Below are 15,247 nucleotides of genomic sequence, written 5' to 3' on the forward strand. Positions count from 1 at the left end.
GTCAGCGACGCAGCCAGCCCGCGCAGCGGCGCGTCACCCAAGGCATGATGTAGAACACCACAGGCACGATGACGAACAGGTTGATGATCAGGTTGCTGGTGACTGCACCGCCCAATGACGGAACGCGTGCGAAAAGCGGCGACAGCAGTTGCGGGATGACCAAGGTCATGGGGCAGATCACCAGGTAAGTCAGCAGCGCCTGCTTCCAGCGCGGCGGTTGGGATACCCCGCTGGTAGGCGGCGTGAACCAGAACTCCGGATCGTCATGGACCTGGGTCTGGTCGCCCTCCTCCAGCAGCGGCAGCACCTGGTCGATCAGCGCCTGGCGCTCGGCGGAATCGACCCAGGCCTGCAACTGGCTGGCCTCGGCGAAACGCACCACGGTGGTGAACTGACGGCCACCGTCGTCGGGACGGATCACATTCACATCAAGATGCCCCGGCTGCCGGCGGGCCACGCCGACGGTGTGCCGCAGCCAGGCTTCATAACGCGCCAGCGCATCGGTACGCACTTTGTGCTGGATGACCAGCGTTACCACGGTACGGTTGTTCATCGTCCTTCCCCTGGGCAAGGTGAAGCCAGGCGCTGGAATCCGGCGCCTGGCGAGGCGGCTTACTTGCCAGCCGTCAGCGTGCTGTAGCTGGTCATCAGGTTGCGGTAGTCCGGGATGTGGTTGGAGAACAAGGTACCCAGGCCCTCGATGTCGTTGCGCCAGTCGCGATGCAGCTCACAGGCTACGCCGAACCAGGTCATCAGTTGCGCACCGGCCGCTTCCATTCGGCGCCAGGCGGCGTCGCGGGTCATCTCGTTGAAGGTGCCGGAAGCATCGGTGACCACGAACACTTCGAACTCTTCTTCCAGGGCCGACAGCGCAGGGAAGGCCACGCACACTTCGGTCACCACACCGGCGATGATCAGTTGCTTCTTGCCGGTGGCTTTCACCGCCTTGACGAAGTCTTCGTTGTCCCAGGCGTTGATCTGGCCTGGGCGAGCGATGTACGGGGCATCTGGGAACTGCGCCTTGAGCTCAGGCACCAGCGGGCCGTTGGGGCCTTGCTCGAAGCTGGTGGTGAGGATGGTCGGCAGGTTGAAGTACTTGGCCAGGTCCGCCAGCGCCAGCACGTTGTTCTTGAAACGGTCCGGTTCGATGTCACGTACCAGCGAGAGCAGGCCCGCCTGGTGGTCGACCAGCAGTACGGCGGCGTTGTTCTTATCCAGGCGGTTGTAGGTGAATTTGCTCATGATCTGTGTTCCTTCAGGTAGTGAGTGAGGGTGTTGCCTTGACTGCATGGGCACAGATTAAAAACATCGCCTTTGAAGCACTAGATAGCGAAAATTGGCTCTAGCGTTCTATTTTTAGGACGACTTTCGCGGCAACTCGCTCTACGAGCCTTTCGATGTTTGGGGCTGCTCAGCAGCCATTGCTTGCCCGCCCAACCTGCTCTTTACTACCCCACAGCCCTCCTCTGCTCGAGACTTCCATGCTGGCGTTCATTCAGTCCTCCCCACTGTTGATCGGCGCCGTCCTGCTCCTGCTCGATCTGTTGTTGTGGCAGGTGATCCCGGTCGAGCGCCGAGCCTGTCGCATCGGCGCTCGGCTGGTGATCTTCCTGTTGTTCAGCTGGGTTCTGCTGGCGGCGGGCATGAGCCCGTTGCAACCGCCACCTTGGGTGGACGACGTGCCTCGCAACCTGATGGCCACCGCGCTGGAGATTGCCTGGTGGTTGTTCTTCGCACGCACAGTGACAGTGGTGTTCGGTCTCGTGCTGATCGCCCGTGGGGGTCATGGCGGGCGGTTGCTGCAGGACGTGCTCGGGGCGTTGATCTTCGTGGCCGCAGTGATCGCGGCGGCAGCCTATGTGCTGCAATTGCCGGTCAAAGGCCTGCTGGCAACGTCAGGCGTCATGGCCATCGTCATTGGCCTTGCGTTGCAGAGCACTTTGGCGGACGTGTTCTCCGGCATCGTGCTCAACACCACGCGGCCCTATCAGATCGGTGACGCGATCTCCATCGACGGCACCGAGGGCAAGGTGCTGGACATCGACTGGCGCGCCACGCGACTGCTCACCGCCAATGGCAGTCTGGCGGTGGTGCCCAACTCAGTGGTGGCCAAGGCCAAGCTGCTCAACTTCAGCCGACCGGCGGACGTGCATGGGGTTTCGATCAGCGTGGTGGTGCCGGCCAAGGTACGTCCCAAGCGGGTGTTCGATGCGCTGGAAAAGGCCCTGCAAGGCACCAGCGCGCTGCTCACGACACCAGCGCCCAAGGTCACCGTGAAGGCCGCCACGCTGGAGTCGGTGGAGTACGAAGCCAGCGCATTCGTCGCGTCCATGGACCGCAAAGTCGACGTGCGCAACCAGCTGTTCGACCTGGCCCATCGCCACCTGGAGGCCAACGGTGTGATGTGGAACGTCGACCTCGCCTTGCCCCCTCGCAGCCGCCAGCGCGAGCTGCTGGATGACGTGCGGGTGTTCCGCGCATTGACCAGCGATGAGCGCGACGCCCTGAGCCAGCGCATGACCGCGGTGGAGTACCTGGCCGACCAGGTGGTCCTGGGTGTGGGTGAGCACTCCGACTATGTGCTGGTGATCGGCAGCGGCGTGGTCTCGGCGTCGATTCGTGATGGCGAACGGCTGATCGAGGCCGGACGCATGGGGCCTGGCGAGGTACTGGGGGTCGAAGGGCTGATCGATGAAGAGGAGTCCCTGGCGGAATTCCGCACCCTCACCGGTTGCCTGCTCTATCGCATCGACAAAGAACAGGTGCGCAGTTGCCTGGCCCAGCGCGGCGAGGTACAGACGGCCCTGACCAAGCTGCAGCGCCTGCGTCGTCAGAACCGGGAGTCATTGCTGATGCAGAAACCGCCGGTGGTGAAGAAAGGCGGCTTCCTCAGCTGGCTGCACAAGTGAGCAGTCAGTCTTGTGCAGGCTCTTTTCGCGGGTAAACCCGCTCCTACAAGGCTGGTGCTGCCCCTATAGGAGCGGGTTCATCCGCGAACAAGCCTAGGCGGTTACAGCACTACCCGCAGGCATTGCCCCGCGTGATACAGCGAGAAGCCCGATTCATAGAAGGCCGTACGCAGCGACGGCGCGCTGACCGGCTTCATCGGCGAGAACGGGATCGGCAGGCTGTTCGGGTCGTCCTCGAGCAAGAACTCGGCGAAGGCACGGCCAATCACCGTGCCGGTGGTGTTGCCCCGGCCGTTGTACCCGGTCACCGCCACCAGCCCTGGAGCTGGCTCGAACAGGCGCATCAGGTGATCGGGGGTGAAATCGATGCAACCGGTCCAGTGCATCTCCCACTCCACCTTGCCCAGCTCGGGGTAGTAATGGCTCTGAATGCGGTCGGCCCAACTGCGCACGAACCACGCCGGCTTGTTGTCGACCCGACCAAGGCTGCCGAGCAGCAAACGGCCCTGATCGTCGCGACGAATGCTGCTGAGCACGGTGCGGGTGTCCCAGGAGCCCTGGCCGTGGGGCAGGACCTTGTCGGCCGCAGCGCCTTGCAGTGGCTTGGAGGCCACTTGGTAGTAATAACCCCGGAAGAAGTGCTTCTGCAGGTTGCTCCACTCGCCTTCGGTGTAGGCGCCGGTGGAGATCACCACCTTGTCGGCGCGCACCGAACCACGCGCGGTATTCACTCGCCAGCCATCGCCGTCGCGCTCCAGACCTTCGACCGAAGACTGCTGGAACACCCGGCCGCCCAGGCGCGCCACGGCAGCGGCCAGGCCCTGTGTGTAAGCCATGGGGTTGATGGTGCCGGCGCGGCGGTCAAGCAGCGCGGCGGAAATCTTGTCGGTACCGCAGTACTCCTGGCAGCGGGCCCCGGTCAGCAGCTCGACATCCGCACCGCGACGGCTCCACTGGTCGTGGCGCGCCTCAAGGTCGGCGATACCGGTGGCGTTGTGCGCCATGTGCAGCGTGCCCTTGTGATGGGCCTGGCAGTCGATACCGAGGCGCTCGATCATCGCGAACACTTCGGCAGGCGCGCCGCCGAGCGCTTTGTTCAGGCGACTGCCCTGCTCAAGGCCGAGGGTCGCCTCGACATCGTCGGGGCGGATCCAGGTGCCGGCATTGACCAGACCGACGTTGCGTCCAGAGCCGCCATGGCCAATCTTCCAGGCCTCCAGCAGGATCACCGACTTGCCCTGTTCGAGCAGGTGGATGGCCGCGGACAGCCCCGTGATGCCACCGCCGATCACGCAGACATCGGCCTTGTGCTCACCCGCCAACGCCTGGGCGGCGACGGTCGGCTTGGTGACGAACTCCCACAGACATTCTTGACGCAATTCGGACATGGCCCGGCTCCAGCAATTTTGTTCTTGTTGGGGCCGCCGTGCGGCCCATTCGCGGCACAAGGCCGCTCCCACAGCAACAGGTAGGAGCGGCCTAGTGCCGCGATACGGGGGCAAAGCCCCCGCCTGCGATCATCAGTCGAACACGATGCCCTGCGCCAGCGGCAGCTCACGCGAGTAGTTCACGGTGTTGGTCTGACGACGCATGTAGCCTTTCCAGGCATCGGAGCCGGACTCACGGCCACCGCCGGTTTCCTTCTCGCCACCGAACGCACCGCCGATTTCCGCACCGCTGGTGCCGATGTTGACGTTGGCGATGCCGCAGTCGCTGCCCGAGGCGCTCTGGAAGCGCTCGGCCTCACGCAGGTCGGTGGTGAAGATGCACGAGGACAAGCCTTGTGGCACTTCGTTGTTCAGGCGCAGGGCCTCTTCGAAGTCGTCGTAGGCCAGCACGTAGAGGATCGGAACGAAGGTCTCGTGGCGTACCACTTCGCTCTGGCCCGGCATCTCGGCGATGGCCGGCGAGACGTAGTAGGCGTTGGGGTATTCGCTGGCCAGCTGGCGCTCGCCGCCGAACACCTGGCCACCTTCGTCGCGGGCCTTGGCCAGCGCGCCTTGCATGGCATCGAAGGACAGCTTGTCGATCAGTGGGCCGACCAGGTTGTCCTTGCGTGGATCACCGATGCGAACCTTGCCGTAGGCCGCTTTGACGCGGGCAACCACTTCGTCCTTGATGGAGCGGTGCACGATCAGGCGACGCAGCGTGGTGCAGCGCTGGCCAGCGGTGCCGACGGCGGAGAACAGGATGCCGCGCACGGCCAGGTCCAGGTCGGCGCTCGGGGCCAGGATCATGGCGTTGTTGCCACCCAGCTCCAGGATGCTGCGGCCGAATCGGGCGGCCACACGTGGGCCCACTTCGCGGCCCATGCGGGTGCTGCCGGTGGCACTGACCAGCGGCACGCGCGGGTCGTCCACCAGGGCTTCGCCGGCTTCGCGACCGCCAATCACCAGTTGGCTCAGGCCTTGCGGCGCATCGCCAAAGGCTTTCAGGGCTTTTTCGAACAAGGCCTGACAGGCCAGGGCGGTCAGCGGGGTCTTTTCGGACGGCTTCCACACCACAGCGTTGCCGCAGACCAGCGCCAGCGCGGTGTTCCACGCCCAGACCGCGACCGGGAAGTTGAAGGCGCTGATGACGCCGACCACGCCCAGCGGGTGCCAGGTCTCACGCATGTGGTGGCCAGGGCGCTCGGAAGCGATGGTCAGGCCGTACAGCTGACGCGACAGGCCAACGGCGAAGTCGCAGATGTCGATCATTTCCTGCACTTCGCCCAGACCTTCCTGGGTGATCTTGCCAGCTTCGATGGATACCAGCTCGCCCAGCTCGGCCTTGTGTGCACGCAGCACTTCGCCAAACAGACGCACCAGCTCGCCACGGCGCGGCGCCGGTACGCTGCGCCAGGCTTCGAAGGCTTTGTGGGCCTGGTCGATGCGGGCAGTGGTCTCGGCCTTGCCGAGCAGTTTCACCGAGGCGATCTGGCTACCGTCGATCGGGGTGTGAACAGGGTAGTCACCCTGGGTGTAAGCCTCGGCGGCAACGCCAAGGCGCTCGAGCAATCCAGCGACCATGTGCTTCTCCTACAGGGGGTGGAGGGTTGAAAACCTGACGTGGATCAGTATTAATCCGATCACACTAGCGCAACAAACGACCTTTATTCCGCATATCATTCCGTCAGGTAATGATCATCCTGCCGTAGAGACCGCTATGTCCAAACGCCTGGTACCCTCGATGACCGCCCTGCAGTGCTTCGAGGCCGCTGCCCGCCACTTGAGTTTCACCCGTGCGGCCGAAGAGCTGCACCTGACCCAGAGTGCGGTCAGCAAGCAAGTCGCGCAGCTCGAAGAGATGCTGCGCCACCATCTGTTCCTGCGTATCCGTCGACGGCTGCAGCTCACGCCAGCCGGCTCGCTGTACCTGGCCGAGGTCAACAAGATCCTCACCCAGGTGGACATGTCCAGCCGCTACGTCCTGACCTACGGCGAGCAGACCGAAGTATTGAAGGTAGCCACCCAACCGAGTTTTGGCGTGCGCTGGTTGATTCCGCACCTCAAAGGCTTTGGCAAGCGCTACCCGAACATCCACCTGGACATCCGCAACGAGATGGAACCCTTCGCCCTGCTCCAGGGGTCGGCGGACGCGGTGTTCTTCTACGGCCAGGGCACCTGGCCGGGCGCCACCTGCGTGGAGCTGTTCAGCGAAGAGGTGGTGCCGGTGTGCGCGCCGGAGCTTCTGCAAGGCCGCGAGCTCAAGGACGCCAGTGCGGTGGCGCAACTGGTGCTGCTGCAAAGCACCTCCCGCCCGGAAGCCTGGCACGAGTGGTTCCTGGAGCAAGGATTGCACACCGACAACAGCTACCACGGGCCGCGCTTCGATACCTTCTATATGGCGCTGAGCGCGGCACAGGCCGGCTGCGGTGTGGCGTTGGTGCCGCGCTACCTGGTGGCCAAGGAACTGGCCGAGGGGAGTCTGGTGATGGCCTGGAACCATGCGATGAAAAGCAACGGCGCGCACTACCTGGCGTTCGCCGAACATGCGGCGGAGGTGCCGAAGGTGCGGGCGTTGGTGGAGTGGGTCAGAGAACAGTTGCAAGGCTGATAGGTGGGGCTCGACTGCGCGGGTGAACCCGCTCCCAGAGGTATAGCGGTGATAGTGAGACCCCTGGAGAACTTGTCGGAGCGGGTTTACCCGCGAAGAAGCCACCTCGGTGAATGGCAAGGGATTCGCAGCCCAAAAGGTCGATCCAAAAAGGAATGACACCTGCACTTTTTTTCGCTTGTGGGGAAAGTGCATTCCCAGCTTTCATGTAAGGGTACTCACTCACCCTCAGGAAGCTAGCGATGCCCGCCCACGATTTCGTCAGCCCCGACAGCATCCGCGCGCAGTTCTCTGCCGCCATGTCCCTCATGTACAAACAGGAAGTGCCCCTGTACGGCACGCTGCTGGAGCTGGTGAGCGAAATCAACCAGCAGGTCATGACCCAGCAACCCAAGGTCGCCGAGGCCCTGCGCTGGACCGGTGAAATCGAGCGCCTCGACCAGGAGCGCCACGGTGCCATCCGCGTCGGCACCGCCGAGGAACTGGCCACCATCGCCCGTCTGTTCGCGGTCATGGGCATGGAGCCGGTCGGTTACTACGACCTGAGCAGCGCCGGGGTGCCTGTGCATTCCACTGCGTTTCGTGCCGTGCACGAGCAGTCCCTGCACATCAGCCCGTTCCGTGTGTTCACCTCGCTGCTGCGCCTGGAGCTGATCGACAATCCGCAACTGCGCGAGCTGGCCCAAGGCATCCTGGCCAAGCGCAAGATCTTCACCCCGCGTGTGCTGGAGCTGATCGCCCAGTGCGAGCGCGACGGCGGCCTGAGCGCCAGCGACGCCGAGACCTTCGTGCAGGAGGCGCTGCATACCTTCCGCTGGCACCAGGACGCCACCGTCACGGCCGAGCAGTACCAGCAGTTGCACGACCAGCACCGCCTGATCGCTGACGTGGTGGCCTTCAAGGGCCCGCACATCAACCACCTGACCCCTCGTACCCTGGACATCGACGCCATCCAGGTGGGCATGCCAGCCAAAGGGATTCCGCCCAAGGCCGTGGTCGAAGGCCCGCCCACCCGCCGCCACCCGATTCTGCTGCGCCAGACCAGCTTCAAGGCGCTGCAGGAAAAGGTCGCCTTCAGCGATGCGCAAGGCAGCCATACCGCGCGTTTCGGCGAGATCGAACAACGCGGCGCGGCCCTGACCCCCAAAGGCCGCCAGCTCTATGACCGCCTGCTCGACGCCACCCGCGAGGCCCTGGGCGGCGCGCCAGCCGAAGCCAACGCCGAGCGATACAGGGCGCTGCTCAAAGCGCAGTTCGCCGAGTTCCCGGATGACCTGGCGCAGATGCGCGAGCAAGGGCTGGCGTACTTCCGCTATTTCGCTACCGAAAAGGGCCTGGCCGCCCGCGATCAGCAAGACCGCCCGGCCACCCTGCAAGGTCTGATCGATGCCGGCCACGTGCACTTCGAGGCGCTGGTGTACGAAGACTTCCTGCCAGTCAGCGCCGCCGGGATCTTCCAGTCCAACCTGGGTGACGATGCCCAGGCCGAGTACGGCAGCAACGCCAACCGCGACGCCTTCGAAGCGGCACTGCAGATGAAGGTGCAGGATGAACTGGCGTTGTATGCCCAGAGCGAACAGCGTTCGCTGCAGGCCTGCGCCCAGGCGCTGAACCTGGACTTCAAGTGATCTGAGGCTGTCTTTCGCGGCACAAGGCCGCTCCTGCAGATACGCACAGCGCTTCTGTAGGAGTGGCCTTGTGCCGCGAAAGGGCTGCGCAGCGGCCCCAGGCGCTATCAGGCACTACGGCGAAAATGGAGCCGCCGCGGGTGCTTCGAGAATGCGCACATCCGGCAGGTTCATCGCAGCCGCCTCCTCCTGCAAGAACTGGCTCAAGCGCCGCAATCGCTCCCCACCCGGCCGTGTCCGGGGCCATACCAGGTAGTAATCCATGCCACTGGGCACCGCCGTCGGCCACGGCAGGCTCAGGCGCCCCTGGGCGACATCCTCGGCCACCATCAATAGATCTCCCATTGAGATGCCATAGCCACGAGCAGCGGCGATCATGCCCAGCTCCAGGGTGTCGAACACCTGCCCGCCCTTGAGCGAGACCTTGTCGGACAGCCCCATGCGTTCCAGCCAGGCGCGCCAATCGCGCTTGTCGGGCGTCGGGTGCAGCAACTCGATGCCCGCCAGACGCCGCTCGTCCCATGGGCCTTCCTCGAGCAGGCCCGGCGCGCCTACCGGGATCAGCAGCTCGGCGAACAGCCGCCGCACTTCCCAGTCCGCTGGGAACACCCCATCGCTGAGCAACACCGCGCAGTCGAATGGCTCCTGGTTGAAGTCCACATGGTCCACATCCATCCAGGCGCTGGTCAGTTGCACTTCGTTGCCCGGCTGCAGGTGGCGGAACTGGCTCAGGCGCGACAGCAGCCAGCGCATGGTCAATGTCGATGGCGCCTTCATGCGCAGGATGTCGTCTTCGCCGCGCAACGTGTCGCAGGCCCGCTCCAGGGCGCTGAAACCTTCATGCACGCCGGGCAACAGCACCCGCGCCGCCTCGGTCAGTTGCAGGCTGCGACCGTTGCGCACGAACAAGCGACAGGCGAAGTGATCCTCAAGGGTACGGATGTGCCGGCTGACCGCGCTCTGGGTGATGGACAGCTCTTCACCGGCGCGGGTGAACGAGCTCAGCCGGGCGGCGGCTTCGAATGCGCGTAGCGCATAGAGCGGCGGAAGCTGACGAGACATCTGGCACCTGCCCTGCGGGGCGAAAATGAAATCGTGGACACATATATACATGAGTTCAACTCATGCCAACGATCGCATTTATCCTTTTGTGCAAACTTGACCGAAGCCTCAGAATCGTCGGCTCGCTCAATAGAATCAGGAAAAAGGACATCCCAATGCACGTCGCGCCCACCACCGAACTCAAGGCTCTGCTGCGCCTGGCCGGCCCGCTGATCGCCTCGCAGTTGGCGCACATGCTGATGGTGCTGACCGACACCCTGATGATGGCGCGCATCAGCCCTCAGGCCCTGGCCGGGGGCGGGTTGGGGGCGGCCAGCTATTCGTTCGTGTCGATCTTCTGCCTGGGCGTCATCGCCGCGGTCGGTACGCTGGTCGCCATCCGCCAGGGCGCAGGCGATGTTCCCGGGGCGACCCGTCTGGCGCAGAACGGTCTGTGGCTGGCCTGGGGCCTGGCGCTGGTGGCGGCGCTGGTGCTGTGGAACCTGGAACCTGCCCTGCTGCTGTTTGGCCAGCAACCGGAGAACGTCGCCTCGGCGATGGCGTTCCTCACCCTGCTGCCGCTGGCCCTGCCCGGCTACCTGACTTTCATGGCCCTGCGTGGCTTCACCAGCGCCCTGGGCCGTTCGACGCCGGTGATGGTCATCAGCCTGGTGGGCACGGTGCTCAACTATGTGTTCAACCACGCGCTGATCGAAGGCATGTTCGGCCTGCCCAAGCTCGGCCTGATGGGCATCGGCCTGGTCACGGCGGTGGTGTCGATGGGCATGGCCATCGCGCTGGCCCTGTACATCCGCTGGCACAAGGCCTATGCCGACTACCCGCTGCGCAAGGGCCTGTCGCGCCCATCCCTGCCCGCGCTGCGCGAGCTGTGGCGCCTGGGCCTGCCGATCGGCGGCACCTACATGGTGGAGGTCGGCCTGTTCGCCTTCGCGGCCTTGTGCATGGGGGTGCTGGGCAGCACCGAACTGGCGGCGCACCAAATCGCCCTGCAGATCGTCTCCACCGCGTTCATGGTGCCGACGGGCCTTTCCTATGCAGTGACCATGCGTGTGGGGCTGTATTACGGCGGCGGCAACCTGCTGGCCGCGCGCAGCGCCGGGCGGGTGGGCATCGGCTTCGGGGCGATGATCATGTTCGCCTTTGCGGCGTTGTTCTGGCTGCTGCCCGACACACTGGTGGCCTTGTTCATCGACCGCGACGACCCGGCCTTCGCGGCGATCTTCCAGCTGGCGGTGAGCCTGTTGATGGTGGCGGCTTGGTTCGAGCTGTTCGATGGCATGCAGACCATCGCCATGGGCTCGATCCGCGGGCTGAAGGATGCCAAGACCACCTTCCTCATCGGCCTGTGCTGCTATTGGCTGGTGGGGGCGCCCAGCGCCTGGCTGTTCACCTTCACTCTCGGCGGTGGCGCGGTGGGTGTGTGGTGGGGGCTGGCCTTGGGCCTGGCGTGTGCGGCGGTTGCACTGACCATTGGTTTTGAATGGCGGACCAAGCGGATGCTGGGCAAGGCGCGCAAGGCCGATGGGGTAGTGGTGTCGGTCTGATTGCCGAGGCCGCGGCGCGGCCTTTCGCGGGTGAACCCGATCCCACAGGGTAACGGTGTTCCTTGTGGGGGCCGGCTCACCCGCGAAGATGACGACTCGGTGGCAACTACAGGCTCACTAACTGCGGCTTGGCCGCCTGCTGCAGGTAGTCCATCAACTCATCGACCGGCAACGGCTTACTCACCAGGTAGCCCTGCACCTGGTCACAGCCAAAGCCGCGCAGCAGCGCCATTTGCTCCTCGGTCTCCACCCCTTCGGCCACCACCTCCAGATTGAGGTTGTGCGCCAGGTTGATCATGGCGTGCACCAGCTTGCGGTTCTCTTCGCGCAGCTCCATGCCGCCGACGAAGCTGCGATCCACCTTGAGCAAGGTGATCGGCAGGCTATTCAGGTGCACGAACGACGAAAAGCCTGTGCCGAAGTCATCCAGGGAAAAGCGCACACCCAGGCGTCCCAAGGCGTCCATCGTCTGGCGAACCAGCTCGTTGCGCCGCATCACCGCCGTCTCGGTGAGTTCGAACTCCAGCCAACGGGCATCGACACCGTGCTCGATGATCAAACGGCTGAGCGTGACCAGCAACTGGCTGTCCTGGAACTGGCGGAAGCTCAGGTTGACCGCCATGTGCAAAGGCTCGAGCCCCCGCTCACGCAATGCCTGCATGTCGCGCAGGGCACGGGAGATCACCCAATAGCCCAAAGGCACGATCAAGCCACTCTGCTCGGCCAGGGGCACGAACTCGCTGGGCGGCAACAGGCCACGTTCGGCGTGACGCCAACGCACCAGCGCCTCAAGGCCGACGATGCGGCCATCGCCCAGGCTCAGCCGGGGCTGGTAGTGCAACTCCAGCTCGTCGCGGCGCAGGGCCCGGCGCAGCTCGCTTTCCAGGTCGGCGAGGCTGCGGGCGTTGCGGTTGATCCGCTCGTTGAACACATGGAAGGTGCAGCCCTGGCTGCCTTTGGCCTGGCGCATGGCGATGTGGGCATGCCACATCAACGGATCGGCGCCAGCCTGCGCACGGGCATGGGCGACCCCCAGGCTGGCGCCGAGCAACAAGCTCTCGCCGTCGACCCAATAGGGCTCGGCCAGGGCCTCGACGATGCGTTCGGCCATCCACTCGGCGCGGTTGCCATCGCGGCGGGTGTCGATCAGCAGGGCGAATTCATCGCTGCCCAACCGGGCCAACTGGTCCCCGGCCTCCAGTTGCTGCTTCAGCCGCGCCACCACCTGCAGGATGAGGCGATCGCCGCCCTGGTGGCCGAGGGCATCGTTGACGTGGCGGAAGTTGTCCAGGTCCAGATGACCCAGCGCGACGCCGCGGCCTTCGTTTTCCGCCAGGCGTGCGGTCAGCAATGCCTGGAAGCCCTGGCGGTTGGCGATGCCGGTCAAGGGGTCCTGCTCGGCCAGACGCTGCAAAGTGGCCACCAGCACACCCCGCTCGCGCACATGACGCAGGGAGCGGCGCAGCGCGTCACCACTCAACTGCTCGCGCACCAGCCAGTCGCTGACCGCGGTGGGTGGCGTGTCGGGCTCTTCATCGAGCAGCAGGATAGTCGGCAGGTCGCAACGACCCGGCGCCGGTTGCAACGCCGGCCTTGCCAGGACGACGGCTTGGCGGTCATTGACGAACAGGCTGTCTACCGACTCCCAGTTCGGTGCGGTCAGCAATACCGCGCTCCCGGCCATTGGCTGCAGGCATTCGCGCAGCAGGGTGGCCCATTCCGGCTCATCGGCCAACAGCAGCAAACGCAACGGTTCGACAGGCGTGGACAAGCGAGCTCCTTAGGCTTGAACAGTAGAACGACGGGCGCGGAGCATCCAACCCTCGCGAATGAAAATAATTTTCACTTAAAGTGCCACTCCATAGCCAGTATCCCGACGCATTTTGTCGTGCATCCTGCGCGAAAGTAACAAAAGCGGCAAATCCGATTCGCGCCTTGCGTCACACTGTCAGACGGTAACGCCACAACCGCCCCATGCCTGCTAGAATGCGCGGCTATTTTCTGGTGACCCCCGGTTTCTAGCATGTCCCGACTCAATCCCCGGCAACAGGAAGCCTGTGACTACGTCGGCGGCCCTCTATTGGTGCTCGCCGGTGCAGGCTCCGGCAAGACCAGCGTGATCACGCGCAAGATCGCCCACCTCATTCAGAACTGCGGCATCCGTGCGCAGTACATCGTGGCCATGACCTTCACCAACAAGGCCGCGCGCGAGATGAAAGAGCGGGTCGGCACCCTGCTGCGTGCAGGTGAAGGCCGCGGCCTGACCGTGTGCACCTTCCACAACCTGGGCCTGAACATCATCCGCAAAGAGCATGAGCGCCTGGGCTACAAGCCTGGCTTCTCGATCTTCGACGAGACCGACATCAAGGCGTTGCTGTCGGACATCATGCAAAAGGAATACTCCGGCGACGACGGCATCGACGAGATCAAGAACATGATCGGTGCCTGGAAGAACGACCTGATCCTGCCCGCCGAGGCCCTGGAAAAGGCACGCAATCCCCGCGAGCAGACCGCCGCCATCGTCTACACCCACTACCAGCGCACGCTCAAGGCGTTCAACGCGGTGGACTTCGACGACCTGATCCTGCTGCCGGTGAAGCTGTTCGAAGAACACAAAGATGTGCTCGAACGCTGGCAGAACCGCGTGCGCTACCTGCTGGTGGACGAATACCAGGACACCAACGCCAGCCAGTACCTGCTGGTGAAGATGCTGATCGGCATGCGCAACCAGTTCACCGTGGTGGGCGACGACGACCAGTCGATCTATGCCTGGCGCGGCGCGCGCCCGGAAAACCTCATGCTGCTCAAGGAGGACTACCCCTCCCTGAAGGTAGTGATGCTGGAGCAGAATTACCGCTCCACCAGCCGCATCCTGCGCTGCGCCAACGTGCTGATCGCCAACAATCCACATGCCTTCGAAAAGCAGTTGTGGAGCGAAATGGGCCACGGTGACGAGATCCGTGTGATCCGCTGCAAGAACGAGGAAGCCGAGGCCGAGCGCGTGGCCATGGAGATCCTCACCCTGCACCTGCGCACCAACCGGCCCTACAGCGACTTCGCCATCCTCTACCGGGGCAACTACCAGGCCAAACTGATCGAGCTCAAGCTCCAGCACCACCAGGTGCCGTACCGCCTCTCCGGCGGCAACAGCTTCTTCGGGCGCCAGGAGGTCAAGGATCTCATGGCCTACCTGCGCCTGTTGGTGAACCCTGACGACGACAACGCCTACCTGCGCGTGATCAACGTGCCGCGCCGGGAAATCGGCTCGACCACCCTGGAAAAACTCGGCAACTACGCCACCGAGCGCGGCGTGTCGATGTACGCCGCCAGCGAGGAGCTAGGCCTGGGTGAGCACTTGGATGCCCGCTACACCGAGCGCCTGCAGCGCTTCAAGCACTGGCTCGACGGCGTGCGCCAGCGTGTGGCCCTGGAAGACCCGATCGCGGCCCTGCATGACATGGTCCGCGACATCGACTACGAGAACTGGATCCGCCAGAACACCGCCAGCGACAAGGCAGCGGAGTTCCGCATCAGCAACGTCTGGTTCCTGATCGATGCCTTGAAGAACACCCTCGAGAAGGACGAAGAGGGCGACATGACCATCGAGGACGCCATCGGCAAGCTGGTGCTGCGCGACATGCTCGAGCGCCAGCAGGAAGAGGAAGAAAACGCCGAGGGCGTGCAGATGATGACCCTGCACGCCTCCAAGGGCCTGGAATTCCCTTACGTGTTCATCATGGGCATGGAGGAGGAAATCCTCCCGCACCGCTCCAGCATCGAGGCCGACACCATCGAGGAAGAGCGGCGCCTGGCCTACGTGGGCATCACCCGCGCCCGCCAGACCCTGGCCTTCACCTTCGCCGCCAAGCGCAAGCAGTATGGCGAAATCATCGACTGCACCCCCAGCCGGTTCCTGGACGAACTGCCGCCGGACGACCTGGCCTGGGAGGGCCTGGACGATGCGCCGGTCGAAGTGAAGGCTGCGCGCGGCAACAACGCACTGACCGACATCCGGGCCATGCTCAGACGCTGATCAACCCTTATTATTCAACCTTTGCCGCGGCCT

11 protein-coding genes are annotated in these 15,247 nt (G+C 64.2%); 5 read left to right on the plus strand and 6 right to left on the minus strand.

Translation table 11 applies throughout. The features are described from left to right. Nucleotide 1 precedes the first annotated feature (1 nt). Together IEC33019_RS26470 and ycaC are read right to left on the minus strand one after the other, a co-directional pair. Entirely contained in the window at nucleotides 2-553 is a 552-nt protein-coding gene (locus IEC33019_RS26470) for an antibiotic biosynthesis monooxygenase (RefSeq protein ID WP_070093868.1), read from the minus strand. A 59-nt stretch (nucleotides 554-612) separates the two neighbouring features. Beyond that, complete coding sequence (gene ycaC, locus IEC33019_RS26475) at nucleotides 613-1,242, minus strand: isochorismate family cysteine hydrolase YcaC (protein ID WP_043213448.1); 630 nt, start codon at nucleotides 1,240-1,242, stop codon at nucleotides 613-615. Between the two features lie 239 nt (nucleotides 1,243-1,481). Between ycaC and IEC33019_RS26480 the strand changes: the two genes are divergently transcribed. Continuing rightward, complete coding sequence (locus IEC33019_RS26480; RefSeq protein WP_070093867.1) at nucleotides 1,482-2,909, plus strand: mechanosensitive ion channel family protein; 1,428 nt, start codon at nucleotides 1,482-1,484, stop codon at nucleotides 2,907-2,909. A 101-nt stretch (nucleotides 2,910-3,010) separates the two neighbouring features. On the opposite strand, the gene amaA is transcribed toward IEC33019_RS26480, so the two are convergent. Both amaA and amaB read right to left on the minus strand, forming a co-directional pair. Further along, entirely contained in the window at nucleotides 3,011-4,297 is a 1,287-nt protein-coding gene (amaA, locus tag IEC33019_RS26485) for an L-pipecolate oxidase (protein WP_070093866.1), read from the minus strand. A gap of 132 nt (nucleotides 4,298-4,429) precedes the next feature. Further along, on the minus strand, nucleotides 4,430-5,920 hold the full coding sequence (gene amaB, locus IEC33019_RS26490) for an L-piperidine-6-carboxylate dehydrogenase (RefSeq protein WP_099594088.1): 1,491 nt from the start codon (nucleotides 5,918-5,920) through the stop codon (nucleotides 4,430-4,432). A 136-nt stretch (nucleotides 5,921-6,056) separates the two neighbouring features. Here amaB and IEC33019_RS26495 point away from each other — a divergent pair, with 136 nt between their 5' ends. Together IEC33019_RS26495 and hglS are read left to right on the plus strand one after the other, a co-directional pair. Next, on the plus strand, nucleotides 6,057-6,947 hold the full coding sequence (locus tag IEC33019_RS26495; protein ID WP_070093864.1) for a LysR family transcriptional regulator: 891 nt from the start codon (nucleotides 6,057-6,059) through the stop codon (nucleotides 6,945-6,947). A 242-nt stretch (nucleotides 6,948-7,189) separates the two neighbouring features. Next, entirely contained in the window at nucleotides 7,190-8,575 is a 1,386-nt protein-coding gene (hglS, locus tag IEC33019_RS26500; RefSeq protein ID WP_070093863.1) for a 2-oxoadipate dioxygenase/decarboxylase HglS, read from the plus strand. Nucleotides 8,576-8,689: 114 nt separating this feature from the next. Here hglS and IEC33019_RS26505 read toward each other — a convergent pair whose 3' ends face one another. Beyond that, entirely contained in the window at nucleotides 8,690-9,637 is a 948-nt protein-coding gene (locus IEC33019_RS26505; RefSeq protein ID WP_070093862.1) for a LysR substrate-binding domain-containing protein, read from the minus strand. A 155-nt stretch (nucleotides 9,638-9,792) separates the two neighbouring features. On the opposite strand from IEC33019_RS26505, the gene IEC33019_RS26510 reads away from it, so the two are divergent. Beyond that, nucleotides 9,793-11,181, plus strand: coding sequence for a NorM family multidrug efflux MATE transporter (locus tag IEC33019_RS26510; protein ID WP_070093861.1), 1,389 nt, complete (start codon nucleotides 9,793-9,795; stop codon nucleotides 11,179-11,181). Between the two features lie 106 nt (nucleotides 11,182-11,287). Here the strand turns inward: IEC33019_RS26510 and IEC33019_RS26515 are convergent, their stop codons facing one another. Then, nucleotides 11,288-12,952: a putative bifunctional diguanylate cyclase/phosphodiesterase gene (locus IEC33019_RS26515; RefSeq protein WP_070093860.1), complete on the minus strand. Its 1,665-nt coding sequence runs from the start codon at nucleotides 12,950-12,952 to the stop codon at nucleotides 11,288-11,290. 252 nt (nucleotides 12,953-13,204) lie between these two features. On the opposite strand from IEC33019_RS26515, the gene rep reads away from it, so the two are divergent. Beyond that, nucleotides 13,205-15,214 (plus strand): DNA helicase Rep, encoded by a 2,010-nt coding sequence (gene rep / locus IEC33019_RS26520; protein ID WP_099594090.1) that lies wholly within the window; start codon nucleotides 13,205-13,207, stop codon nucleotides 15,212-15,214. The last annotated feature ends 33 nt before the right edge of the window (nucleotides 15,215-15,247 follow it).

The organism is Pseudomonas putida, from assembly GCF_002741075.1.
Lineage (GTDB): Bacteria > Pseudomonadota > Gammaproteobacteria > Pseudomonadales > Pseudomonadaceae > Aquipseudomonas > Aquipseudomonas putida_T.

Bases quoted from the DNA above. Each gene is read 5' to 3' on its own strand.
- IEC33019_RS26470 (WP_070093868.1), bottom strand. From the start codon at position 553: ATGAACAACCGTACCGTGGTAACGCTGGTCATCCAGCACAAAGTGCGT.
- hglS (WP_070093863.1), top strand. From the start codon at position 7,190: ATGCCCGCCCACGATTTCGTCAGCCCCGACAGCATCCGCGCGCAGTTC.
- IEC33019_RS26495 (WP_070093864.1), top strand. From the start codon at position 6,057: ATGTCCAAACGCCTGGTACCCTCGATGACCGCCCTGCAGTGCTTCGAG.
- IEC33019_RS26480 (WP_070093867.1), top strand. From the start codon at position 1,482: ATGCTGGCGTTCATTCAGTCCTCCCCACTGTTGATCGGCGCCGTCCTG.
- ycaC (WP_043213448.1), bottom strand. From the start codon at position 1,242: ATGAGCAAATTCACCTACAACCGCCTGGATAAGAACAACGCCGCCGTA.
- amaB (WP_099594088.1), bottom strand. From the start codon at position 5,920: ATGGTCGCTGGATTGCTCGAGCGCCTTGGCGTTGCCGCCGAGGCTTAC.
- amaA (WP_070093866.1), bottom strand. From the start codon at position 4,297: ATGTCCGAATTGCGTCAAGAATGTCTGTGGGAGTTCGTCACCAAGCCG.
- rep (WP_099594090.1), top strand. From the start codon at position 13,205: ATGTCCCGACTCAATCCCCGGCAACAGGAAGCCTGTGACTACGTCGGC.
- IEC33019_RS26510 (WP_070093861.1), top strand. From the start codon at position 9,793: ATGCACGTCGCGCCCACCACCGAACTCAAGGCTCTGCTGCGCCTGGCC.
- IEC33019_RS26505 (WP_070093862.1), bottom strand. From the start codon at position 9,637: ATGTCTCGTCAGCTTCCGCCGCTCTATGCGCTACGCGCATTCGAAGCC.